Genomic DNA, 23,598 nt, shown 5'->3' with positions numbered 1-23,598 from the left:
AAAAAAACCACTAAAGCTGACATCTTTCATAAACATCAATTAATGAGTATGATGAACCATTTTTAATCTCACAATCTTTTAGCTCCGCAAACTGTCGATTTAACTCATGTCCCATTAAAGTATCAACCGTAGTTTGCATTAACTCAAGCATAGTAAATGGTTTCAGTTTAGACGGATTTTTCATTAACGGTTCAACTTGATCTTCTTTATTAAAGTGCCTAAAGCATATTTCCAGCTGATTATTAAATTGATTCACCTTAACATCATTATGAAACGCGGTTTTAAGTAATAACTGCAATTTAATCACGCTGCCAGTAAATCTACTCGCAGCCCCTTAAATAATTCATTAGGTGTTTTACCTCCTCGACTACTTCTTGGACGATTGTTTAATCTGTCCATAACATACTGAGTTTGCTCTATTGTTACACCTCTTAAATCCATACCTTTGGGAAAATACTGGCGTATCAGACCATTGGTATTTTCATTAATTCCACGCTCCCAAGAAGCATAAGGGTGTGCAAAGTAAATATCTGCTTCCAACGCCTTTGCCATCCGTTCATGGTCAGCAAATTCTTTACCATTGTCATAGGTAATCGTCAGTACTTGAGATTTAAGGCCTTTCATGGCATTAATCACTGCTTGGGCTAACTTCTCAGATTGCTTGTCTGGTAATGGCACTATGAGGGTATACAGTGTCTTACGCTCTACAAGCGTTAGTAATACTCCTTTATGTCCCTTGCCAATAACTGTGTCACCTTCCCAATCACCAATCCTTGTTTTTTGCTCAACAATCTCAGGCCGTTGTTCAATTGAGATGCGGTTTTTGATTTGCCCGCGGCGGTCATTTTTTCCATAGCGTTTGCGATAGGGCTTATTGGCAATTCTCAAGTGTTCATGCAATTGACCGCCATTGGCTTTATCTCGATAAATAAACTGGTACACCGTTTCGTGATGAAGGCTAATGCCTTTTTCACGCATCAGATAATCAACAGCTTGCTGTGGGCTTAAATCTTGTTCAATGAGCTGTGAAAGCCAGTCTGTCGTAGTTTAGGTTAACTTTATGGCTTTGTAAGCTGTTTGTCGTCTTTGCATCGCTAAAAGCTGCGCTTGTTTGTTACGAAATAATGTAGCCACAACAGACGTCAATGGAAAGTCTCACCAGGATTGGTGAAGTTAGTTGAGGATGTCAGTTAGTCAATACGCCTTAGAATGTACGGTTACGGTTTGTCTGCTGTTTTAACCAAGTATCGATTAACCACCGTACATATTGCACGCTTTTGTTTTTTGGGACTTTGCTGCAACGCCAGCGTGCTCTTAAAATGCGTAACCGCATATAAATACGCTCGACCCACAAGGCTTCATTTTCTAGCTGACTGGCCCAGTTTAAAAATTGGCCATCCGAACTTTCTTCATCCAACGCAGGGCGTTCACAATCGAAAAAAAGCTCAATCGGCATAAACGAGTCTTCTAGCTTATTAAATGCACTGACTTCTAATTCTTCAGCCATCGCAAGGGTCAAACCTGTAACGTCTTCTTTAAGCTTTATTACCTCGTCAATAAAAGCCCTGTTCAAGCGTAATTCGCGAACCACCGCCTGCCGTATCGCCAAGCGTGTGTTTTGAAACTCCGCCGACTCCTTAATTTTATCCTGGCCTTTTTTAATCAACCATTCAGATACTGGGGCAATCAGGGATTCGATCATGATTTATTTAACTTAGTGTGTAAAAAGATCTTCATTTTTTCATAAAGCTTTAGTTCTTCGACTGTATCCACTTCTACCCATCCATTTTTGATTAATGCGGGTTTAACTTTCCAACCGCCATCAATTAGATTTTGAATAAAACTGGTCATATACATATTGTCAAAGTCTTTGCCATCATAAATCGCTTTTCGATCCAAGCTCTGATAAAAACTTTTAAAAGCTCTTACTTTTTCACGACTAACCTTAATCAACCCCATATATTGAGCCTGAACTTCTTCATTAGATTGTGGTTTCTTCCCTAACTCTATAACAAAACCTTGATCATTCATTTTGAAGGTTTCAGCGTCATCCAATGGATTCTCCATTCTTAATGACCAAAGTTGCTCCCATTCCAAATCGGCAGTAATCACTACATCGCCTTCAGTATCAATCAAAGCCTGTAGCACCTCGGGTTTATAGACAATATCCCCATAGGCAATGATTAAATCATCATCCGTCATAAACTCTTCCGCACAGAAGAGGGTTTCCAACATGTTGGTTTCAGCAAATTTTTCGTTTCTATACTGTTTTATACCCGGCGCAACCAAGGCTTCTTGTAAATATCCGCCAACTAAAGCAATATCTGACTTATCAATGCCCAATTCGTTCATCACATCGAGTTGATAATGCAACAGTGGTTTACCATTTAAACTTACCATACATTTTGGGCGATCATTTGTGTAAGGTCTTAAGCGTGTCCCCTGTCCCGCTGCAAGGATAATTATTCTCATACTTTCTCTCTATTATTTAAAATTAATTCTATTAACTTATTTCTTAGCGAAGGGTGCATAAAATGATAATTGCGTCCTTCAATCTCTTTTTGAGAGCGCAACTCTAAATCATCTATTGAACTACCAGCATTCACCTTCTCAAGAACGTCAGACAATGTAATCGCTCGCATCATTGGGTCATAATAATCTAGTATCGAACGATAAACTACATCATAAAAATTAGATTTGGCGTGACTTTCTAATTCACTTATCAATAACGTATTGAACATTGGCAACTCAAAACTCTCTTCATGAATGACACCCCCTGTATCTATACCTACATTTTGGTAAAAGGCAGAACAAGATGGATAACCATTTAACAACACTGACCAGAAAAATCCATCCGCGCCCCTCACTTCTGGTAATTTTCCAGGATGCATATGAATAAATTTTTTATTTACTTGCTCAAATGTATTTTGTCTAACCAAACCACCACCCGAAAACAATAGAGCACTCCCATTGCCTTTCTTCATCGCATCAACAATTTTATGCTCATTAATGTTTGATGCATTGACAACCATACTATTTTTTATTACAAGCCTATCGCCATAGACTTTATGCAAACAATGATCTTCATTAAAAATATTTAAACTGCCTTTGACAGATACGGTATTTAAAAGACCAGGTTTTAATTTGATAAACACAAACTTTTGAAACATTATTGGAAGTAAGCCTAAAACTCTTCTTTTCCAGCTTTGTGTGGGTCGCACCTTGATAACACTTGTCGGCAAAATATTTTGTGACATTAATGCAAATGAATATGCTTTCCCAAGGGTTTCATTCCATTTCACAAATGTAAAATCCATTTTTTTTATAGCCTGCCCTGGGGATACACTTACTGCATTTACCCAGCTACCAATATTGCATAAAGCGGACTTATTTTTTATTTTAGGTAATTGCAAATCATTCAGAGCCTTATATAAAAAACTCGCTACATCTTCTGAGAAAACAAATTTTTCAGGCCATACTATTTCACCCGATTGAATTTTTAGCAAACTATTGACAATTTTGTAATCTAGATTTTCCTTTTGCTCGGAAGCGCTTTTTAAGTAATCACATATTTGCATTAAATCCGGCGCGGTCAGCGTTTGATCGCCCTGCTTCAAATCATTATCCGAATATGCTTTATGAATTATCTTTTTTACATCAATTAAAAAGCAAAGGCGATCAATCAAAAATTGATTTTTATAATCTAAATCTTTTTTTATCTCTTCAATCAGCGAAACCATCTTTTAAACCTTAAAGTGTTGTTGAATTAATCTATCGTTTGAAGTTTGATAGGGTTCACGTTCTGGGTGCCACATAATGCCTAACCAAGGATGGTGTTTATGCTGTAAAGCTTCGACAACTCCATCTTCAGTATGAGCAAGCGGCTCTAATTGCTCGCCTATTGTTTGATCAGTGACTGCATAATTGTGGAAGCTGTTAACATAATTAATACTGTTTTGCGAAACCCATCCACCCACCAGCTTGGAATGTTGAGTTGCGACATGGCCACCGATATTGATCAAACTCCCACCTTGATAGAAATTTATGTATTGCATACCTCTACAGACACCTAAGACGGGTAAATTTTTTGCTTTTGAATAATCAAGAATGCTATTTTCTAAATGATCTCTTTTAGGGCTTTCACCTATATCATTTCCGCCCGATAAAATAAAACCATCCAAATTAAGGGCCGCCAAATAACTTAGATGATCTTGGATTTCACTGCACAGAGGAATTGGAATAATATTTAGCCGCCACAGAAGACTTGACCATATGACATCAAGTGAATCTCTTGTTTCGTTTCTATTGGGAACGTCGTCTCTGCGCTGGGAAATGCCTATTCTCTTCATATCAATGAACCAACCGTATCAAAGAGTTTGATGGGTCCAACTCAAGCTGGTTTGCTTGTGATAGTTTCTTGTATAAAGCTTCACCCACCCCGATAGCCGCAGGCAAACCAAATTCTGCAGAACGAATCGCCATGTGCGAATTAGCTCCGCCATACATCGTAATCAGTCCAACAATACCTTGTCCAAATAACCAATCATAACCAGGGTCAGCCTGCGGAATCAGAACAATTTTCCCACTCACCTGGTCATTTTGTGCAGTTTTTGATAAGTCAATAACTACAGAAGATACTTTGGTTGAACCAATATAATTTGGGTGATTTTCATTTAAGGTAAAATAGTGAAAATCTTGTTCTGAAACAATCAGTGGTGGCAATTCACACGCTAAATTCGTCTTACGCATTTGCAAACTGTTATTGGCTAACTCTTTTAACTTCTTACACTCGGTTTCACTCAAAGAAATTTGCTCTATATGTTCGAAAATTTGTGTTATTGAAAGCTCTGCTATGAATTCGCGCGAAAGCTGATTCCTATCCCCCCAAATAATTAATTGATCTAATGCTTTTGATAAACTTCGACTAAAAATAAACTTTGCTTTTTCCCTTCCCTCTATCGCTTGTCGCATAAAAGACTCAAGCTGTTCATCATCTGATAGGATTCCGATTTTTCTTAATCCATCGAATAGCCGGTTTTTTTCTTTTTCCCAGCAATTTCGCTTTTCCAAATCACTAACTAGTTTTTGAGATCGCTCAACCGCCGGCTTTAAGTAATGTTCTGAATCCTCGTGATATGCCGATGAATTTATGTCATAAGTTCCGGGTCTTAAATGACCATACTTTTGAACAAACTCTAACCAAGCCATTGAAGAAGTTTTGACACAATAAGCATCTTCTGAGAAAGAATGCGAAACCGTTTTTAATGATTCCAAAAAGCCTTCTTGAGCTTGTTTAGAAATAACACCAACTTTCACGGCGTCCTTTAAAAAAGTAATCGCTATAAAACCAGCGCGTGCGAGGTGCGCAAAAGGAAGCGTACCTAAACGCTTACAATCATCTAACAGCGTCTTAATACTAGATATACTAACGAAGTTATCTGAATTATAGGTTGGAGTATCTAATAAAACTTTTAGCTTCTCCACTATCTTAAGATCTGATTCAACACGCGTTATGGCATTATTAGTGACTTCTTTCAAACCTTCTTTCAGTTGAGTTACTTCACTGGCATCAAAGCCACCCTCTCTTATTAAACGCTGCTTCCAACGATCAAAGTTTAAGCTCAAACAAGTTGGAACCACTTCAAATTCAATTTTGTCATGTAAGTGTGGATTTAAGACTAGCCAAACACTGTAAAAATTCACAAGCTTCTCTGCTAGTTCATTAGATAAGTTCTTGGGTATAAAAGAGTTAAAGCTCGCTCTAACATCAACATAGGGTTGGCCTAAAAAACGCTTTAACAAACCATATGGCCTTACATCACGATAGCCAAACTCTGCACGTTGCTGAGCCCAAACTTCATCAAGAATAAGATATTTATATAAAGAATAAGATAAATTCCCAGGGTTGGTACCAATAATCTCTGCTGGATTCCAATCAGGCATATTGCCTAAAATCGTTCGATTGCCAACCAAGCCGTCATTCATAAGACAACATTGTTGATAAAAACGCTTTGCCTGCTCAATTGACAGAGCAATCTCTTGATCGGTTTGATAAGAAATGTTTTGATGCAAACTGATCGGTCTAACTTGAAAAATATGAATTCTACCTGCTTTATCGACGGCAAATTCAATATCTAAGGCATCATAATTAAGAAGTAACTCAATTTCTTGAAGAGAAATTATAAGGTTTCTGAGCTTTTTACAGCTAACCTTATCTGGGTTTGCTTTTTTATAAAAGTAAAATACGGAGTTTTGTGCCGCATGACCTGAAGTAATGCCCTCTGTCGAACCAGACTCCTCATAGTTAATAACATAGTAAGGCGCACCCTGCTCCAATGTTCTGGTAAAGACTACCCCGCTCATCACAACATCTGTCAGCATAGGCTGTACTAAAACCTGATCATCAAGTTGCAGGTTATCATAAGAGTTGATGACTTTTATAATTGCATCTGTTAGATCTTTTATATTGTTCTGTACATTTAAAACGCTGGTATATGCGCCTGCATTAGAATGAGTAAAAGCATCCTCACTTAGCGCACTTGAACGCACCACAAGTTTTTCATGAGGTAAATTGGCCTGAATCTGTCTAATCAAGTCTTGCGATTGTGTTTTCCAATCAGCAACTGAAAAAGATGCTTGCTCTTGAATCACCGCAGACTTCAACATTCCATGCAATCTTAAAAGTGTTTCTGATTTTGTCCCCATTACAAAGTGCGCTAAATCTCTAGATTCATTGAGCTCTGCCCACTGACCTTTAATATCGAAACCTATTAATTGGGCACCTTTCAACCTAAGCAATTCAAGCAAATCAGGTAAAGATAAATTTGCTAAATTTTTTAAAGGCTTTATTTTCAGCTTCTTAAGTATTGCTAGTGCTTCACCAGTTATTCTAACGAGGCCGATAAACTCACCTGTTGCCCAATCCAAATTGATATCTTGGCCTAATCGACTAATATTTTGACCTGTCAAAATGACTTTTTCCGCATTCTTAATATCTGACAGATCACGCCCCAAGTATCGTGTAGTCCACTCACTGTCATAAGCGATGACAACATCCGAATCTATCTCAGACATCCTCTCTATAGGTTTCTGGTGATAAACAACATCACCATAACTGACCCATAATTCATCACAATCTTCAATATCAACCAATAACAAAGAGCCTACGCTGCCGGTTGATTGCCAGTGGGGATTCTCAATCAAATTAATACTCGCATATTGTGCAAGGTCCAATTCAGAGGCACGAAAACCAACAACCACATCTGTTATAGCCGATAGCGCCTTTAAGCTATTTAATTGCCAATCGAGAATAGACAAGCCACCTACTTTACTACTGAGAGATGGTAGTTCACCAAAGTGCGGCATACCTGCAGCTAAAATTGCTATTTTGCTTTTCATATCAACTTAATAATGCTTTTTTTAAATGGTTTATCACTAATTCAGAGGGTTGGTTTTCAATGTAGAATTCTGTAATGTAATTTTTAAGGCTTGGGCTGTTACTTGCTGTAATACTGCCTTGCAACACTTCCTTTATAAATTCCACTATCTCTTCTTTATTATCTGTCACTAGATATTGTTGCAAAAACATCTTGCCAAAAGAGTTAACAATATAGTTTGCTTTTTCTTCATCCATAAGAAATAGAGCTGGCTTTTCTAAAAAAGCATACTCGGCAATAAACGAACTACTGTCATGAATAATCGCATCAGATTCTTTGAAGAGATCAATATACTCGCCTTCATCCAACTGGGTAAATGTATTAGTTAGCCAAAATTGGTAATAAGCTTCCGTTTTTTCTTTACCCCATTCAGGGTGTTTTATCAGCTTTGCTTTTAAAATGGGATGTGGTTTAAAACTCCATTGTATTTGATCAGAAAATTGCATCGCCAATGATTGTATAAAACTTGCTAATTTTAAAAAAGACGAAAGAGACTTTTCACCTTGAACAATCGTATGATGCGGCGCAAAGATGATTTTCTTCTTTTGGTTTTCTTGCAACTTCCATACCTTTATAACCTTAGTTGTTTCGACAATAGGTTCCATCGCAGGATAGCCTGTTACCAGACCATTTTTTACCTGCCCCCTGGTAACCTTTTTCTGTTGTTGTAAGTGATATTCACTTGGCCAAAAAACCTTAAACATGGATGATAGGAAAGGGCTGCCATACATTGCATAATCATCACCCGCATGTTTTGTAGCCATAAAGTAATAGGGTACATAAACACTCAGATATGCATTGTAAACATCAGAATAATATTCTTTGCGGGTTAAGTTGTGGGGATTGGTAAAAAACAAAATATCTGGCTTCAGTTCATCTAAGTTCAACCAAGTATCATCCGCTGGATTGAAAGAAGAATAAACAGGATAGCCCTTACTAGCAAAATATTCATAAGTCGCATTTAAGTCGTCTAACATTCTTTGATGACCATATTGAACATAGGGGCATACTAAAATGATAGGTTCAAAATACGAATCCTTCTGCATTTTTTGAAAGACTGGATCAACCTTCCAAACACTTTTATGAATTGCCAAAAAGACAACTCTAACCGTTTTTTTTCCAGAAACACTCTGGACGAGCTTCTTTTTTTTGGCATCCAAAATTCTAGGGAGAATACTTAAGCTGTATAAACGAGTTAAAGAAATGAATTTTTTCTTCAGCACTACCTGTACCGGTTGTGGTAAAAAATAAGCCACGGTCTTCAAAAATTTATATATTATCTTTTTCATGTGCACTCAATCCTTCAATCAAATAGGCCTCGCCAATTTTTCATATAAAGCTTATAGACCACATAGCCGAAAATATTTCCAAATACGTATAGCACTACATAAGCATATGTCACTCCTACCAAGCCATATTGATCGATTAAATAAACAGATGCCAAAACAAAAACCATCGCCAAAAAGACTTGTTTAAAAATAAATATTTTTGTCATAGCTTTAGCCACTGAAATATAACAAAGCAAAAACCCTGACAACATCAACACATCCCCAACCAACTGCCACAAAAACAGTTCGCGCATGGGGGCAAAGTCTTCGGTAAACAGTAGCCAAATAATAAAATCTTTGAGCAAGAAAATCGTAATCGACATTACGATTACTATTGTAACCGTACATTCTAAGGCGTACTAAACAATTTCCCAAAATCCCGCTAAGCTACAGCCTTCAATCACAAGGAGGCGATATGGCACAACAACGCAACTTTTCTCAATGGCAAAATATCATTGAAACTCACCAACAATCGGGTTTAAGCATTACCCAATTCTGCAAACAACACCGCTTAACCCTGTCAAGTTTCTATAAATGGCGAAAAATCATCACCGAATCAGCCAAAGATCCTGCAATATCTGCATCAATGAGCCTGTAAATAATTCTGTGTAAACGCCCATTTGGTTACACCCGCCCTATAAGGCGGTCTTCATGCAAAATCACTCTTTATAGTACCCCCTTGAGGGGTATAAACTGATTCATCGCAGCATTCCAGTCCCGAATCGGCATTGTCCATTTTTTTGATGCCGATTCAATCGCCAAAAATACAATTTTAAATGCCGAATTATCATGCCCAAAAATCTTGCGATTATTCACCGCTTTGCGAATCACAGAGTTGAGTGATTCTATGGCATTAGTGGTGTAGATCGCTTTACGTATTGATTCTGGATATAAAAACAAGGTTGAGACATTATCCCAGTGAGTTCGCCAGGATTTGCTGATACCGGGAAATTTTGCATCCCATTTTTGTTCAAAGCGCTCCAGCGCCATTAAAGCACCTGCTTCAGTGACGGATTGGTAAATGTCTTTTAAATCAGTGGCAACCAGTTTGCGTTCTTTATAGCCGACATACTTGAGTGAGTTACGCACCATATGGACAATACAAAGCTGTATATCTGTTTTAGGGTAGACAGCATTAATCGCTTCAGGAAATCCTGTTAGGCCATCAACCGATGCGATGAGAATGTCTTTCACGCCACGGGCGTGAAGGTCATTTAAAACATTTAACCAAAACTTGGAAGATTCATTTTCTGATAACCAAAGCCCCAAACATTCTTTTCTACCTTCTAGGTTAATGCCCAGCGCTACATACATGGTTTTGCGCAACACTTGTTTGTCTTGGCGGATTTTGAGCACTATGCCGTCAAGGTAGATAATGGGGTAGATTTCATCGAGGGGTCGTTCTTGCCACTGGGTAACTTTCTCGAGTACAGATTCGGTGACTTTAGAAATGAGGGTGGGTGAAACATCAGCACCGTACATTTCTTTAAAGGCGTCAACGATGTCTCGGGTACTCATACCTTTAGCGTAAAGGCTAAGAATCTGGTCATCCATGTGGGTGAGTCGTGTAGCGCCTTTTTTAACGATGACGGGTTCAAAGGTACTGTTACGGTCTCTAGGGACGCACAGTTCAACTTCACCATGATCACCTTTGAGGGTTTTGCTGGTGTAGCCGTTACGGCTGTTAGTTGAGTCGGTAACTTGGTTTTTTGAGTAGCCTAAATGTTCTTCCTTCTCAGCGCCAAGGGCTGCTTCAACAGTCATCTTAACCAGCATGGATGAAAGGTTGGATAGGTCTTCTTGTGTTTTAACAGACTTGGCAAGTTCTTTGGCCAATTCTTGGAGTTTTTTGTGGTCTAAGTTGCTCATAGCTTTTTCCTTTTTTGAGGATTTTAATCTATGAGCGTTTACACAGTTTGATTTACAGGCTCGCATCAATCCCTACCGTCAAAAAGTCCCGTGACACTCACAACCTTATTCAACTAAACACTCTTGCTCAATTAATCAATACAGCACCCCTAAGTTCGATGACAACTTCATCTTGTGAAAACCCAAGCGCCCATCAATCTTGGAAAATCACCTTAAAACTCCCTAATGGCATAGAGCTGCAATTAGCTCAGGTTTAGTCACATTATGTTTGCACCAGCCCCATTTGCCAATATATGGCTCTATCCAGACACTGCCGATATGCGCTGTTCTTTTCACGGCTTAATTGGCTTAGTTAAAAAGATGAACTACCAGCCCTTAAGCGGTGATTATTTTGTTTTCATTAATCGGCGTCGTACCCAACTTAAAATTCTGTATTTTGAACCCGATGGTTATGCCATATGGCAAAAGCGTTTAGAGCAAGGACAATGGGCGCAAGCGCCTCAAATTGACGCCAACACGAGTGCCATTAGTGCCACACAACTGCAATTAATGCTCTCAGGTCTTAAGGTCAAAAAGCTCTATCAACACAAGCGTTATCAAGGCAAAAAACTCAGTTGAAAATACTCGCAATAAACCAAAACAATCAGTTCTTAAAATGATGACAAAAACCCTGCAAAACCGCCCTCTAATCCTGGCCTGAAAGCCTTTGAAATGGTAAAATATGTCCCGTGATTTTAATCAATTTTATCCCTTAAAATGACCTGTTACATGACGCTTAATATGTCCCAAAATGTGATTGCACTGAGCCAAGAAAATCTTGAACTTAAAGAAGAAGTTCGTTTACTCAAAAACCAACTCGATTGGTTTAAAAAGCAATTGTTTGGACAAAAAACTGAAAAGCGTTTGGTTGAAATTCCTGATGAACAACTCAGTCTGTTAGATTTACTATCACCGCCTGTTAAGGCTTCAACACCTGAGGGTGAAGTCATCACCGTCAGTTATCAACGTCGCTTAGGCAAACTACGAGCAGATGACACTTTAAACGAAGCGGGTTTACGCTTTAATGACCAGGTACCGGTTGAAGTGATTGAAATCCTGCCAGCTGAGCTGCAAGGCCCTGATGCCGATGATTATGAAATCATCGGCCTAAAACAAACCTTTCGTCTCGCACAACGCCCCTCAAGCTATGTCATCTTGCGTTATGATCGCCCAATCATCAAACACCGTACCACTCAAGTGATCGCTCCCAGTCCTGCACCAGACAATGTGTTAGATAAAAGCTTAAGTGATGTGAGCTTCATCGTAGGACTGTTGATAGACAAGTTTCAATACCACATTCCATTCTATCGTCAACACCAACGTCTCAATCACGGCGGTATTACCCTATCTCGCAGCACCTTGACCAATCTTAGCCAACGCAGCATTGATTTACTCAGACCGATCGTGATGGCACAACTAGACCATGTTCTACGCTCAAAAGTCCTGGCCATGGATGAAACCCCCATTAAAGCGGGACTCTCATCCCCCGGTAAACTCAAACAAGCTTGGTTTTGGCCCATTTATGGACAAGATGATGAAGTGGTCTTTACCTTCAGTACCAGTCGAGGGCGATTCCATATTGAAAAACAACTCAAAGAGCGCTTTTGCGGCACACTCATCAGTGATGGCTACAGTGCCTATGCGCGTTTTGCCCAACAGGCTGAAGGGGTTACCCATGCCCAATGCTGGGTACATACCCGTCGACAATTTATCAATGCTCAAACACACGCCACAGAAGCGGTGAATACGGCTTTAGATCTCATTGGCAAACTCTATCATTTTGAAGAGCAAATCAAACAACAACATCTACAAGGTGAACTCAAACGCAATTACCGCCTATTACACTCAAAACCCATAGTAGAGCAGTTTTTTGAATGGGCACTTCAACAAAGTGAGCGCACAGATCTTACCCCTAAAGATCCCTTTAGAAAAGCCATCCACTATGCGCTCACCAAACAAACGGCTTTACAGGTATTTTTGAGTGACCCAGAGGTTCCCCTGGATACCAATCATTTAGAAATAGCCCTAAGACCCATTCCTATGGGACGCAAAAACTGGCTCTTTTGCTGGACAGAGATGGGGGCTGAACAGGTGGGGATTATTCAAAGTTTAATCACGACCTGTAAACTACACGACATCAACCCCTATACTTATCTGACTGATGTATTGCTGCGCATCAATCAACATCCCGCTAAAGATATTATTCAACTCACACCCAGAGTCTGGAAAGCAACTTTTGCCCATAATCCGTTAAAATCAGAATTGTTTACCAAAACAAACTCAGCACTGAGCAAACAGGCTCAATATTAACGCCACTTAATAACACCGCTTAGCCATTTTTTTTAAACAAACACAACCATTTAAAGCAAAACCGATAAAAGCCACCTTATGCGACTAGAAGACATGAGCATCGAGCAACTCTTGGAAATGAATCAAATTATCTGTGAGCGCATAGATGAACTGCGTGCCAAACAAGATATGCAGGCCATTATGAAGTTAAGGTTGGGTGCCAAGGTTCATTTTAATACACCGGATGGTAAGGTCTTTGGGACCTTGATAAAAGTGAATCGTAAAACAGTTGTTGTCGTCTCAGAAGACAGACGTCAATGGAAAGTCTCACCGGGATTGGTGAAGTTAGTTGAGGATGTCAGTTAGTCAATACGCCTTAGAATGTACGGTTACATGGATTTAGCGGTGGTTCAATGTGGTAGCGCCGGACGCTTACAAAATACTCATCCACCAAGCCTGGTGCAAAATCCCCATCGTTGTAATATCCTCCATCTCGAAGGGTGCAGTCAACCACTATTGGCTTTTTTTGGTTCTTAGTTCGAAAAATCATTGATCAACTTACAAATTGATAATGTATCTTCATCGGTCATCACAGGACTAATTGGTAAACTCAACACTTCACTTGAAAGAGCTTCAGTAACAGGATAATGATGTTTTGGCCAATTATTAAAGGCGCGCTGCTTATGAACGGCTAATGGATAATGTATCAAAGTATGAACACCTTCTTCAGCTAAATAACCTTGCAGTTTTGCACGCTCCTTGGTACGAATGACGAATAAATGCCACACATGATGTGTATCATGTCGAATGTCGGATCTTGGTAGTCGATCAGGTAGAGCAATGTTTTTATTATCAATATACGAACAATACCAAGTTGCAATCTGACGGCGCTTTTCAATTTGCTGATCTAATGTTTTTAGTTTAACCCTTAAAAAAGCAGCTTGCATTTCGTCTAGGCGACTGTTTAGGCCTTGGTAAAGGTTTTCGTATTTTTTATGGCTGCCGTAGTTTCCGAGTGCGCGGATGGTTTGCGCGAGCTCATCATCATTGGTGGTGATGGCGCCGGCATCGCCTAGCGCACCTAGATTTTTACCTGGGTAAAAACTAAAGCCAGAGGCATCGCCCCAGTTGCCTGATTTTCGTCCATCAATACTTGCGCCATGCGATTGTGCAGAATCTTCAATAACCAATAGATTGTGCTTTTGGGCTATGGCATTAATTGCTGGCATATCGGCAAGCTGTCCGTATAAATGCACTGCTAAAATGGCCTTGGTGTTTGGGGTTATTGCTGTCTCAACCAGGCCTGGTGATAAGTTGTAGGTTTGTGCATCGGGTTCTACTAATATCGGCTTAAGGCGATTTTCGGTTATAGCAAGAATACTGGCAATATAGGTATTGGCGGGCACAATAACCTCATCACCTTCTTTGAGTTTTCCGAGTTCTTTGTAGGCTCTTAGGATGAGGATCAACGCATCAAGACCATTTGCTACGCCAATACAGTGCTTGGTGCCGCAGTAGTCGGCGAATTCTTGCTCAAAGGCTTTAACTTGGTTGCCTTGGATATACCAGCCGGAATTTAGCACTTGGTCGAAGGCTTGTTCAAACTCATGGATGTATTGTTGGTTAATCGCCTTGAGATCTAAGAAGCTGACTTTTTGTGGCTCGGTTTTTTTTTTTAAAAATTCAGCCGGGCTGATGGTCTCATCTGGGTATTTCGTCAACATGCCTTCGTCACGGGTGAGGACTTTGGCGTCAATGGCTCGCGCGGAGGCGATGATTTGCGAGTCTTCTATGTCGTCGTAGTCAATGTCGATGTAGCTTGGGGTTTTGGCAAGCTTGCAGTAAGACAAAACATCCTTGATGAAATGATTAGCCAGTTTATCCGCATTTTGTCTCGTAATTGCAGCGTGCTCTCTTTTTATGCTGGTCGCTTTTATATACTGTAAATTATGCAACGAACTGGATGATACAAACAACTCGCAGTCAGGTGCACACTTTAAAAGCTGAAGCGACTCAATCGAGTTCGGGAATAAAGCTTGTCGATTAGCGTCATAGTTATCAAACAGGATATTCAAATCAATTAAAAATTTTTTCATTTATTCTTCTCTGCCAAATACTCGCCAAATTCTTCACGAAACTGACTGCTTTTTTCATAATCCGGCTGCATTGATGATGTGATGATCAATTCTCGCCAATTTTGTTCGATGTATTCATCTGACCAGACCTGGTTGTCTTTAACGGTGTAGGTGCCAACAATTTCCAGCTCGTCTTTTTTAAAGTGTTGTAAAAGCCAAAGCAACCGCTCTTTTACCATTTCATTTTTTATTTCTAACACTAACTGGCTCATCTTGCCTCCTAGCCGCTTAATTCAGGTAACGGCGGTATTTTTGTTTAATTTGTAAACAGTCTTCATGTTTGTAGTTGAAGTAATAGTTTAATTCATCTTCGTGCGTGATACTTGCCCCAAAGCGTTGGTGGAAGGCGATCACGCGCTCGTTGCCTTTGCGTACATCGAAATGGGCTTGTTTATAGCCTAGTTCTCCAAAACCAAATTCGTTCACCAATAACGCCGATTCTATTGCTGTGGTTTTGGGCGCGTCATCTTTTATCAGCCAACTGCCCCAGCAGAAGGAATTGGGTTGTAAATCGTACACTCTCACCAGCCCTAGGTTTTCGTGTTGTTTACTTTCAATCACAAAATAATACTCTAGGCCTTGCTGTTCTTTTTGTAGGTAACTTTTTAACCAGGCCAGCTGCTTGGCGAGGTTGTTTTCTACCTCGCTTAAATATTGTGTTTTATGTTGTTGCAATCGCAAACCTAAAATAAATTCCGCATCCTCTACTCTTGCTGGGCGTAGGTTTATGTTTTTGCCTTGAATGAGCTTCATGCCACACCTTGCCGGGTGTTAGCATAAAACAGATTGTCATTTACGGCTGTTCTGTTCTGTTCTGTTCTGTTCTGTTAGAGCATTGTTAATCATTGTATAAACCTTGTTGCAACTTAAACACGTTAATTTATTTAATTTTGTGCCACATTCGCATACCCACCCATGCTGTTTTGCGGGGTTGCCGTAAACCAACGCATAATTAGGTACGTCTTTGGTAACCACACTGCCTGCACCAATCATGGCGTATGCGCCAATGGTAAGGCCACCAATGATCGTGGCACTAGCACCAATTGAGGCTTGATGTTTAATAATAGTTTTTAAAAACTCGGCTGGGCGTTGTTTAGAGCGCGGGGTAAAGTCGTTGGTAAACGTTACATTAGGGCCAATAAAAACATTATTTTCAATGCGCAAGCCATCCCAGATTTGCACGCCAGATTTGACGGTAACATTGTCGCCAATAATCACATCATTTTCGATAAGTGTTAGTGCGTTGATATTGCAGTTAGCACCAATTTGTGCCTGCTTAAGAACCACACTGAACTGCCAAATAGTTGTACCTTCACCTATTTTGTTGGTTTGCACATCGGCGAGCGGGTGGATTTTGTATTTAATCATTGACGACCTTTAAAAACTCTTGGTAATCGCGTATATAGTCAGAATCATCGTAATATTCACTCGCCAAAACCATCAATACACAATCGGGCGTAAAATCATGCATTTCTCGCCAAGTTAAGTCCTCAATCATAATTCCCTTAGTTGATGAGTTAAGCACAACCTCTTCTCGCTCTTTTCCGTTATCCAGAACAAATCGACATGAACCAATAACACAAACAGCTACTTGCTTTAAATTACGGTGTGCATGATAGCCACGAGAGACGCCCTCTTTTGTACCAAAAATGTAATACACACGTTTAATATCAAACGGCACAGTTTTATTGCCCTCAAGGGCGACGAGCGAACCGCGATCATCACCTAAAGGCTTAAAGTAGAGAGTTTTAATCAGACTCATAGTTTATTCTCTATTAATTTGCCAAATATTGCCTATAACTATTTTTAGATAGAGCTTGTGCGGTCTGCATGACTTGTTTGTCACTTAGCCAGCCGTTGCGCCAGGCTATTTCTTCTAGGCAGGCGATTTTGTAGCCTTGGCGTTTTTCGATGGTTTCGACGAACATGGCGGCTTCGAGCAGGCTTTCGTGTGTGCCGGTGTCAAGCCAAGCGAAGCCACGTCCAAGGAGCTCAACGTTTAGGTCACCGCGCTCCATATATATTTGGTTGATGGTGGTGATTTCGAGTTCGCCTAGGTGGCTGGGTTTGACTTGTTTGGCGATTTCGACCACATAATTGTCGTAGAAGTATAAACCCGTGACGGCATAGTTAGATTTTGGATTTTCTGGTTTTTCTTCGATGCTAATGGCTTTTTTGTTTTCGTCAAACGCAACTACGCCAAAACGTTCCGGGTCTTTGACTTGATAACCGAATACGGTTGCGCCACCAGGCCTGGTGGCGGCGCGTTTAAGAATCGGGCAAAAACCTTGTCCCCAGAAAATGTTGTCGCCGAGCACTAGGCAGACGTTGTCGTTGCCGATAAAGTCTTCGCCGATGATAAAAGCTTGTGTCAGACCATCTGGGCTAGGTTGGATGGCATAGCTTAAGTTGATCCCGAATTCTGAACCGTCACCCAACATACGTTTAAAACCGGCTTGGTCTTCAGGCGTCGTTATGATTAGGGTGTCTTGAATCCCCGCCAGCATCAGCACAGCTAATGGATAATAAATCATCGGTTTGTCGTAAATGGGCAACAATTGCTTCGATACCCCTTTTGTTATGGGATAAAGCCTAGTTCCAGTTCCTCCGGCTAGATTAATACTTTTCAAAATAGTCCTACCGTTTGCAAACCATCCAACTGACGTAACAAAGCCTCACTGAACACTTCACCCTCCTGAAACAGTTTTGTAGCTAGTTTTAGTCTTGATTCCACGTATGTATCCAATCTCAAGTTGTTATCAATTGCCTCAATCAAGGTTTTGTAACAAGCCGAATAAACTTTTTCACCCGGTGTAAATTCGTCAAAAGGGTAAGTCCAACCATCTTTATTATCGACATACTGCTCAAAATCATAACAATAGAACACAATGGGCTTATCAAGGAGTAAATAATCAAAATATACAGAAGAGTAATCCGTGATCAGTAGATCACTATATTTCAGCATGGGATAGATATCTTTCTTCGCCGGGTAAACCTTCACGCGCTTCAAACTTAGGTCGGTCACTAGTTTTTGATAATGCGCCTCAACAAATGGGTGCATTTTAAGAACCATTAAGCAATCCATTTTAGCTAAATCTTGATCTAAACTCTTCCAATCAAGCGGGATTGTTTTCATCCCAGGCTTATCGATACCCACATCATACTCACGATGGGTTGGCATATAGATGAGAATTCTTTGCAACTCAGCACGGCCAGCCTGCACCCAATCAAAAATTGTTTTTTCTGTTAGCAGGTATTCGTCTTTCACCAGGCCTGGTTGCAAAAGATCATTTCGGGGATAACCAGTATTGATAATTTTTCGATGAAGAAATAGCGAGGCGAGGCTGGTTTTGGAAACATAATCAGATGTTGATAACAACAAGTCATAGGTAATATTTTTCTGTGGGCTTAATTTTTTCAATGGGATACCATGCCACATTTGCAATGTTTTTTGCTGTTTGCCAAAACTAGCGAAATATTCTGTATGGTTTGCTTGATCTTGAATTATCCAGCTTGCTTTTGCAATCCTAAAAAGACTTTGCCAACGCCCTAACCAAGTAACCTGGTAACCCGCTTCGTTAAATGCGTGGTAGACTTCTTGATTGTCTGTAACCAGTGTAACGTCTTTATTTTGTTCAGCCGTGTAAAGATAAAACGCCTTTAGATTGCCGCCAACAAACGATTTTGCCAAAAAAACAAAGCGGTTCGGATCGCGCCCAACTAAATCAAAAAAACGATTTAATCCATGTAAAATCCGCAGTTTAATATTTTGACACCAAACTTCACGAAGCTGAAGTTTTATTTGTTCTTCAGTTAAAAACGCATATTGATAGTTTGTGATTTCAACTTTTATTAATTTTGCGCCCCCTACAACCGATTTCAATTTTTTGTAGATGCTGGAGAAATGATTAGGCGATAGAATTAAAACAAGATCATAATCTAACGCACCTATCTGTTGATTAGAGTAAAGGTTCTCGCCGGTTTTATAGTTGTCTATATAGCCAATAACTTGAATATCGAAATCATCATCCAACAACGCGCTCGCTAATGCTCTTGATGTGGGAGTATAGGGTGCGATTAAAATGCGCTTGTTTTTTAGGTTCACTGCAACAACCCTTTAGCACCTTGCAAAGAAAGAAATTGATCCAATGCTGCTTTAAGTTGAGTCGTTGAAACATCCCGTGTTCGAGGTAAATACACAACTTCACAATCAGATTTTAAAAAATCAAACTTGCCTTGCCAATCATCGCCCATTGCAAAAACATCAACACTGTATTTAATAATATCTTGCTTTTTTTGCTCCCAGGTATTTTCTGCAATCACTAAATCAACACCCATAATACTTGCGACAATCTCAGAGCGCTGATCAAAGGGAATTAAGGTTTTTTTTCCCTTGAGGTCATTAAACTCATCTGTTGATACAGCAACAATTAAGCGATCCCCAAGCTTTTGTAGACGTTGTATAAGCCGAAGGTGACCAATGTGAAACATATCAAATGTTCCATAAGTTATAACTGTTTTCATGCTAACTGATTCCATTTAACGGGCGAACCCAAAGTTACAGCATGACTCAACACTCGCCCTAGCAGGCCTGGTAAGTACTTCGGGGCTAAGCCGTTTCCTGGGCGAATACTTTTGATGTCTTGCTCCGTTAGCACATGGCCAGCAGGCAAATCACGCGTAAAATAGAGTGAACGGCGGTGTTGAACACTGATCACCTCACTGGGCAATAAGTCATAATTAACCTGCCCAAGTGCTTGCCATGCTGTTCGACTGGCTAAGCACAGGGCTTTTAAATCAGCTGGTTCCAGTGAAAAACTATCGTCCGGACCGCCGCCTTGACGATCAAGCGTAACATGCTTTTCAATAATGGATGCGCCCAGCGCGACACTGGCAATCGCGGTAGTATTGTCTAATGTGTGATCAGACAAACCAACGGGCAGATTGAAGCGCTGTTGCATATCAAGCAATGTGCGCAAATTATATTGATCGGCTGGCGCGGGGTAACCACTGACACAATGTAATAGGGCCAATTGAGTGCACCCCCCTTCACGCGCCGTCTCCACGGCTTCTTCAATTTCAACCAAGCTTGCCATGCCTGTGGAGATAATCATTGGCTTGTTGGTCTGAGCGACATACTTAATTAATGGTAAATCAATCGCCTCAAAACTCGCAATTTTATAAGCAGGTGCGTCAAGATCTTCTAACAAGTCGACCGCTGTTTTATCAAACGGTGAACTAAAAATTGTCATACCAAGTTTATGCGCATAATCAAACAAAGGTTGATGCCAATCCCAGGGCATATGCGCCCACTCATATAACTCATACAAGCTTTTACCTTGCCACAGACCGTCTTCAATCAAAAACTCTGGTGTACGCATATCCATCGTAATGGTATCAGGGCGATAGGATTGTAATTTAATCGCATGAGCACCGGCCATTTTGGCTGCTTCAATAATTTTGTATGCGCGTGCAATATCTTTATTATGATTAGCTGATAATTCAGCGATAATGTAGGGCGGTTGTTCTGCGCCAATAAGTCTGTGATTAATATTCATGACTGTAATCTTCGCTTTTTAAACCTTTCACTAAAGCTAGTTGTTGCAACAAAATCAATTTTGACTGGCACCTTGTAGCCGGCTAGTCTTGAATGGCAATGCTTTCTTATTAGCTTTTTAGCTTGATTTGGTAAAATATCTGACTTTAAAACTACCTGCAGAGCGACAATCTGCCCTGTTATCGCATGTTTTTCACTATAAGCCATACAGTCATTAATAAAGTCTAGTTCTAATACAATCGACTCTACTTCGGCGGGTAAAACTTTTTCACCCCCTACATTAATCACTTCTTTTGCGCGTCCTTTAATACAAATATAACCATCTTCAAGCTCTTCAACAAGGTCACCCGTTTTAAACCAACCGTCCTCAGTAAAACTTTCCATAGACGCATTCAAATAACCGATTATTTGGGTATTACTTTTCAGCCACAACTCACCATCCACCACTTGATATTTGATATTTGGATCATCCAGTTTTAACTCCAAACTCTCAGATGATCGACTCGCTGTTTGAGCAATGCCGGTTTCACTGGTTCCAAAGGTTTGTAATAACTTTATCCTTGGAAAGCGTGTCTTGATTTTTTTTAACAAACTTGCTGGCATCGACTCGGTGCCGTAAGTAATCATCTTCAAAGAACTAAGATTAAACCGCTCTTGAACCCGCGCTATCAGCATCAAATTTAAGAAAGTGGGCGATGCAGGCAGAACATGAATTTGATGCGTAGCTATTAAACTGGCGATAACATCAGGGTTACGCGAGCTAGGCAGCACAATTTTCGCCCCCATAGCTAGGCTGTTAAGCAGGGTATTTAAACCACCTATATGATCAAACATTAAGAAAACTAATATATTAAGGTTCTTTGTTTTTTTGCCTTGATAACTATTTACCAGTACAGCAAGGTTGTGAATCATCGCCTTAGGCTCACCAGTGCTACCGCTGCTAAACAATACCAGTCCTGGTTGTTTAGCATCCTGCAATCCTTTGATCATCGGATGGCGATCTTTTATAGCTGTTTTTTTATCAAAAACTAAATCAGTCTTATTTAACTTGATCACCACCCCTGGCATTACAACTTTCATGCGTTTTTCAAGTTCATCATGGCTTGAAAATACAATAGGTACAATAATCGCTTTTTTTTGATAAAGGGCAAAAAATAACGCGACTGCATTAAAATTGTAATCGGACAAAATGGCCACTACTTGCCCGTCCTCAAACTGTGCATCAAGCTGCGTTTTATAACTAACAATTTGATTTACTAAATCGGCATAGCTATAACATCCCTGACCATCAACAATAGCAGGCCTGCTTGAAAATGTTTTGATCTGCTCAATAAGCCAAGACATCAGCTAACTACGCCTCCTAAATAAAGCGTCTGCCCCGTAATAAAATGGCTCCTATCCGCATTAAAAAAATCAATTACGTTCAAAACATCATCGAATTCACCGAAACGTTTTATAGCTTGCTGATTTAACAAATCTTGCAACTTATGGTCAGGCACATTTTTAATCAAGTCTGTTTTAACTGGCGTTGGACCAATCGCATTCACTCTTACACCATATGCTCCCAATTCTTTTGCTGCCACACGCGTAAAGCTTTCAATCGCTGCTTTACTAGCCGCATACACTGCTTCGCCTTCAAGATTAAGCGGAGCCGCTACACTCGTAAAATTAACAATGGAACCGCGCTGCTGCTTCAGCATAAGTTTACCCACTTCGCGTACAAACAAAAACGTGCCAAAAAAATTAGTCTTAAACAGACTGTGCGCATGCTGATAAGGCGTTGTAAAAATATGATTCATTGCGGCCATACCCGCGTTATTCAGCAGAAAATCAATAGAACCCACTTTTTTTTTCACTTGTCGCACCATAGAAATAACCGCTTTTTCATCGGCAACATCTAACTCAAAATGCAGGTAATTTTGATGTTCAATGGTTGACTTTCCGCGACTGCAGCCGGCTACCCAGTGCCCCTGTGTCAGATAGTGTTCAGCCAGCTTTTTCCCCAAGCCCTTTCGAGTTCCTGTTATAAGATAAACAGCTTGGCTCATTTTCCAGCCTTTGACTCTGTGATCAGGATTTCGACATAACTAGCTAGGGTTTTCACGCTCCTAAAAGGAGATGTTTTCTGACTCATTGCTCGCTCGTCGGCTAGGGTTATGTCCAAGCCGAATTCTTCAAAAATTTGACTTTCTAGGTCAGTCACTAAAAATACAATACCCATACTATCAAGATGTTCACCGAATAGGCGGGTATCTTCAGATGCATTAATTAATGCCTGATTATTTTGTTCCTCGCCAAAGATTTGGACAAACTGTAGTACAAACGCATCTATATTCATTTTCTTGGTCCTTAGTAACTATTCAAAAACAAGCTGGTTTAACGCTAACTGATAATGCTGAGGGAGCTTGTCCATTAACACATGCCTGTCCGACAGCCAGTTATCAACTTTTCTTTCCATAATTATTTTGTCAAGCAAGCTCCCTTCCTGTTCTAAAAAACCTTCTTGAATATCAACAATTTCATAGCCAAAACGCTGATGCAGTTTTATAACCTGTTGATTTGATGAGAGCACTTCAGCGCGTAAGAATGCAAACTTTTGCAGTGAGCAAATATAGTCTAACGCAGCGACCTCCATTAGCATACCTGTTCCAGGCCAGACATTCTCTTCACCCAGATAAAATCCGAAGTAAATAAATTTTTCTTGGGGATTGGAAAAACTTAATACCCCTACTGGCCGCTTGTTTTGCGTGAATACCCAAAAGTCAGGCGTATGACTCGCTAGCATATTTACAAACCAATCTTGATGATTGAGCCATTCAATCGGCTGACTATTAAACATTACTTTTCGAATATTCGCCTGATTTCGCCACTGCCAAATTAAGGCCATATCATCGTGTGTTGCGCGTCTAAAGATATTATTCGGCACATAAGCTTTCATGATTTAT

The 23,598-nt window shown here is 40.1% G+C and carries 25 protein-coding genes and 2 pseudogenes; 4 read left to right on the top strand and 23 right to left on the bottom strand.

From position 1 onward, the window contains the following. Window positions 1-10: 10 nt before the first annotated feature. From THMIRH_RS04370 to THMIRH_RS04330, 9 genes and pseudogenes are all read right to left on the bottom strand, one after another. Window positions 11-256: a hypothetical protein gene (locus tag THMIRH_RS04370; RefSeq protein ID WP_173290945.1), complete on the bottom strand. Its 246-nt coding sequence runs from the start codon at window positions 254-256 to the stop codon at window positions 11-13. Between the two features lie 47 nt (window positions 257-303). Further along, window positions 304-1,113: pseudogene (locus THMIRH_RS04365) on the bottom strand (IS30 family transposase); the annotation flags it as partial. Between the two features lie 91 nt (window positions 1,114-1,204). Further along, the gene (locus THMIRH_RS04360) at window positions 1,205-1,702 is read right to left on the bottom strand and encodes a hypothetical protein (RefSeq protein WP_173290944.1); all 498 of its coding nucleotides are present in this window, start codon (window positions 1,700-1,702) and stop codon (window positions 1,205-1,207) included. Beyond that, window positions 1,699-2,472 (bottom strand): phosphocholine cytidylyltransferase family protein, encoded by a 774-nt coding sequence (locus THMIRH_RS04355; protein ID WP_173290943.1) that lies wholly within the window; start codon window positions 2,470-2,472, stop codon window positions 1,699-1,701. The genes THMIRH_RS04360 and THMIRH_RS04355 overlap by 4 nt, the downstream gene beginning before the upstream one ends. Continuing rightward, window positions 2,469-3,740 (bottom strand): formyl transferase, encoded by a 1,272-nt coding sequence (locus THMIRH_RS04350; protein ID WP_173290942.1) that lies wholly within the window; start codon window positions 3,738-3,740, stop codon window positions 2,469-2,471. The genes THMIRH_RS04355 and THMIRH_RS04350 overlap by 4 nt, the downstream gene beginning before the upstream one ends. Before the next feature lie 3 nt (window positions 3,741-3,743). After that, window positions 3,744-4,349, bottom strand: coding sequence for a gamma-glutamyl-gamma-aminobutyrate hydrolase family protein (locus tag THMIRH_RS04345; protein WP_173290941.1), 606 nt, complete (start codon window positions 4,347-4,349; stop codon window positions 3,744-3,746). Window position 4,350: 1 nt separating this feature from the next. After that, window positions 4,351-7,398 (bottom strand): PEP/pyruvate-binding domain-containing protein, encoded by a 3,048-nt coding sequence (locus tag THMIRH_RS04340; protein ID WP_173290940.1) that lies wholly within the window; start codon window positions 7,396-7,398, stop codon window positions 4,351-4,353. Between the two features lies 1 nt (window position 7,399). After that, window positions 7,400-8,725, bottom strand: a complete 1,326-nt coding sequence (locus tag THMIRH_RS04335) for a CDP-glycerol glycerophosphotransferase family protein (RefSeq protein WP_173290939.1) — start codon at window positions 8,723-8,725, stop codon at window positions 7,400-7,402. A gap of 14 nt (window positions 8,726-8,739) precedes the next feature. Beyond that, the gene (locus tag THMIRH_RS04330) at window positions 8,740-9,087 is read right to left on the bottom strand and encodes an MATE family efflux transporter (protein WP_207710571.1); all 348 of its coding nucleotides are present in this window, start codon (window positions 9,085-9,087) and stop codon (window positions 8,740-8,742) included. 92 nt (window positions 9,088-9,179) lie between these two features. On the opposite strand from THMIRH_RS04330, the gene tnpA reads away from it, so the two are divergent. Then, on the top strand, window positions 9,180-9,362 hold the full coding sequence (tnpA, locus tag THMIRH_RS04325; RefSeq protein ID WP_173290937.1) for an IS66 family insertion sequence element accessory protein TnpA: 183 nt from the start codon (window positions 9,180-9,182) through the stop codon (window positions 9,360-9,362). 68 nt (window positions 9,363-9,430) lie between these two features. Here tnpA and THMIRH_RS04320 read toward each other — a convergent pair whose 3' ends face one another. Beyond that, entirely contained in the window at window positions 9,431-10,633 is a 1,203-nt protein-coding gene (locus tag THMIRH_RS04320) for an IS256 family transposase (protein WP_173290936.1), read from the bottom strand. 264 nt (window positions 10,634-10,897) lie between these two features. On the opposite strand from THMIRH_RS04320, the gene tnpB reads away from it, so the two are divergent. From tnpB to THMIRH_RS04305, 3 genes and pseudogenes are all read left to right on the top strand, one after another. Continuing rightward, entirely contained in the window at window positions 10,898-11,251 is a 354-nt protein-coding gene (gene tnpB / locus THMIRH_RS04315; protein WP_173290935.1) for an IS66 family insertion sequence element accessory protein TnpB, read from the top strand. A gap of 183 nt (window positions 11,252-11,434) precedes the next feature. Continuing rightward, window positions 11,435-12,982, top strand: a pseudogene (tnpC, locus tag THMIRH_RS04310) (IS66 family transposase); the annotation flags it as partial. A gap of 78 nt (window positions 12,983-13,060) precedes the next feature. Further along, complete coding sequence (locus tag THMIRH_RS04305; RefSeq protein ID WP_173290933.1) at window positions 13,061-13,327, top strand: transposase; 267 nt, start codon at window positions 13,061-13,063, stop codon at window positions 13,325-13,327. A 167-nt stretch (window positions 13,328-13,494) separates the two neighbouring features. Here THMIRH_RS04305 and THMIRH_RS04300 read toward each other — a convergent pair whose 3' ends face one another. From THMIRH_RS04300 to pseH, 13 genes are read right to left on the bottom strand one after another with little or no spacing between them, the layout of a single operon-like run. Further along, window positions 13,495-15,057 (bottom strand): DegT/DnrJ/EryC1/StrS family aminotransferase, encoded by a 1,563-nt coding sequence (locus THMIRH_RS04300; protein WP_173290932.1) that lies wholly within the window; start codon window positions 15,055-15,057, stop codon window positions 13,495-13,497. Further along, on the bottom strand, window positions 15,054-15,308 hold the full coding sequence (locus tag THMIRH_RS04295) for a hypothetical protein (protein WP_173290931.1): 255 nt from the start codon (window positions 15,306-15,308) through the stop codon (window positions 15,054-15,056). The genes THMIRH_RS04300 and THMIRH_RS04295 overlap by 4 nt, the downstream gene beginning before the upstream one ends. A gap of 16 nt (window positions 15,309-15,324) precedes the next feature. Further along, complete coding sequence (locus tag THMIRH_RS04290; RefSeq protein WP_173290930.1) at window positions 15,325-15,849, bottom strand: GNAT family N-acetyltransferase; 525 nt, start codon at window positions 15,847-15,849, stop codon at window positions 15,325-15,327. Between the two features lie 36 nt (window positions 15,850-15,885). Continuing rightward, window positions 15,886-16,464: an acyltransferase gene (locus tag THMIRH_RS12140; protein ID WP_173290929.1), complete on the bottom strand. Its 579-nt coding sequence runs from the start codon at window positions 16,462-16,464 to the stop codon at window positions 15,886-15,888. Further along, complete coding sequence (locus tag THMIRH_RS04280; protein WP_173290928.1) at window positions 16,457-16,858, bottom strand: sugar 3,4-ketoisomerase; 402 nt, start codon at window positions 16,856-16,858, stop codon at window positions 16,457-16,459. Before THMIRH_RS04280 ends, THMIRH_RS12140 begins: the two co-directional genes overlap by 8 nt. Before the next feature lie 13 nt (window positions 16,859-16,871). Then, window positions 16,872-17,726 (bottom strand): glucose-1-phosphate thymidylyltransferase RfbA, encoded by an 855-nt coding sequence (gene rfbA, locus THMIRH_RS04275; protein WP_173290927.1) that lies wholly within the window; start codon window positions 17,724-17,726, stop codon window positions 16,872-16,874. Beyond that, window positions 17,723-19,201 (bottom strand): CDP-glycerol glycerophosphotransferase family protein, encoded by a 1,479-nt coding sequence (locus tag THMIRH_RS04270; protein ID WP_173290926.1) that lies wholly within the window; start codon window positions 19,199-19,201, stop codon window positions 17,723-17,725. Before THMIRH_RS04270 ends, rfbA begins: the two co-directional genes overlap by 4 nt. Next, the gene (tagD, locus tag THMIRH_RS04265) at window positions 19,198-19,620 is read right to left on the bottom strand and encodes a glycerol-3-phosphate cytidylyltransferase (RefSeq protein ID WP_173290925.1); all 423 of its coding nucleotides are present in this window, start codon (window positions 19,618-19,620) and stop codon (window positions 19,198-19,200) included. The genes THMIRH_RS04270 and tagD overlap by 4 nt, the downstream gene beginning before the upstream one ends. Further along, window positions 19,617-20,654, bottom strand: coding sequence for a pseudaminic acid synthase (gene pseI / locus THMIRH_RS04260; RefSeq protein WP_173290924.1), 1,038 nt, complete (start codon window positions 20,652-20,654; stop codon window positions 19,617-19,619). The genes tagD and pseI overlap by 4 nt, the downstream gene beginning before the upstream one ends. After that, the gene (locus THMIRH_RS04255; RefSeq protein WP_173290923.1) at window positions 20,651-21,997 is read right to left on the bottom strand and encodes an ANL family adenylate-forming protein; all 1,347 of its coding nucleotides are present in this window, start codon (window positions 21,995-21,997) and stop codon (window positions 20,651-20,653) included. Before THMIRH_RS04255 ends, pseI begins: the two co-directional genes overlap by 4 nt. After that, entirely contained in the window at window positions 21,997-22,701 is a 705-nt protein-coding gene (locus THMIRH_RS04250; RefSeq protein WP_173290922.1) for an SDR family NAD(P)-dependent oxidoreductase, read from the bottom strand. Before THMIRH_RS04250 ends, THMIRH_RS04255 begins: the two co-directional genes overlap by 1 nt. Then, the gene (locus THMIRH_RS04245; protein WP_173290921.1) at window positions 22,698-22,991 is read right to left on the bottom strand and encodes a hypothetical protein; all 294 of its coding nucleotides are present in this window, start codon (window positions 22,989-22,991) and stop codon (window positions 22,698-22,700) included. The genes THMIRH_RS04250 and THMIRH_RS04245 overlap by 4 nt, the downstream gene beginning before the upstream one ends. Before the next feature lie 18 nt (window positions 22,992-23,009). Further along, window positions 23,010-23,591 carry a UDP-4-amino-4,6-dideoxy-N-acetyl-beta-L-altrosamine N-acetyltransferase gene (gene pseH / locus THMIRH_RS04240; protein ID WP_173290920.1) on the bottom strand — a complete coding sequence of 194 codons (582 nt, stop codon included), beginning with the start codon at window positions 23,589-23,591 and terminating at the stop codon, window positions 23,010-23,012. Window positions 23,592-23,598: the final 7 nt, after the last annotated feature.

The sequence above is a fragment of the Thiosulfativibrio zosterae genome, from assembly GCF_011398155.1.
Lineage (GTDB): Bacteria > Pseudomonadota > Gammaproteobacteria > Thiomicrospirales > Thiomicrospiraceae > Thiosulfativibrio > Thiosulfativibrio zosterae.
Note: the sequence above shows the minus strand (reverse complement) of the source record. Positions and strands in the feature narration are given on the sequence as shown.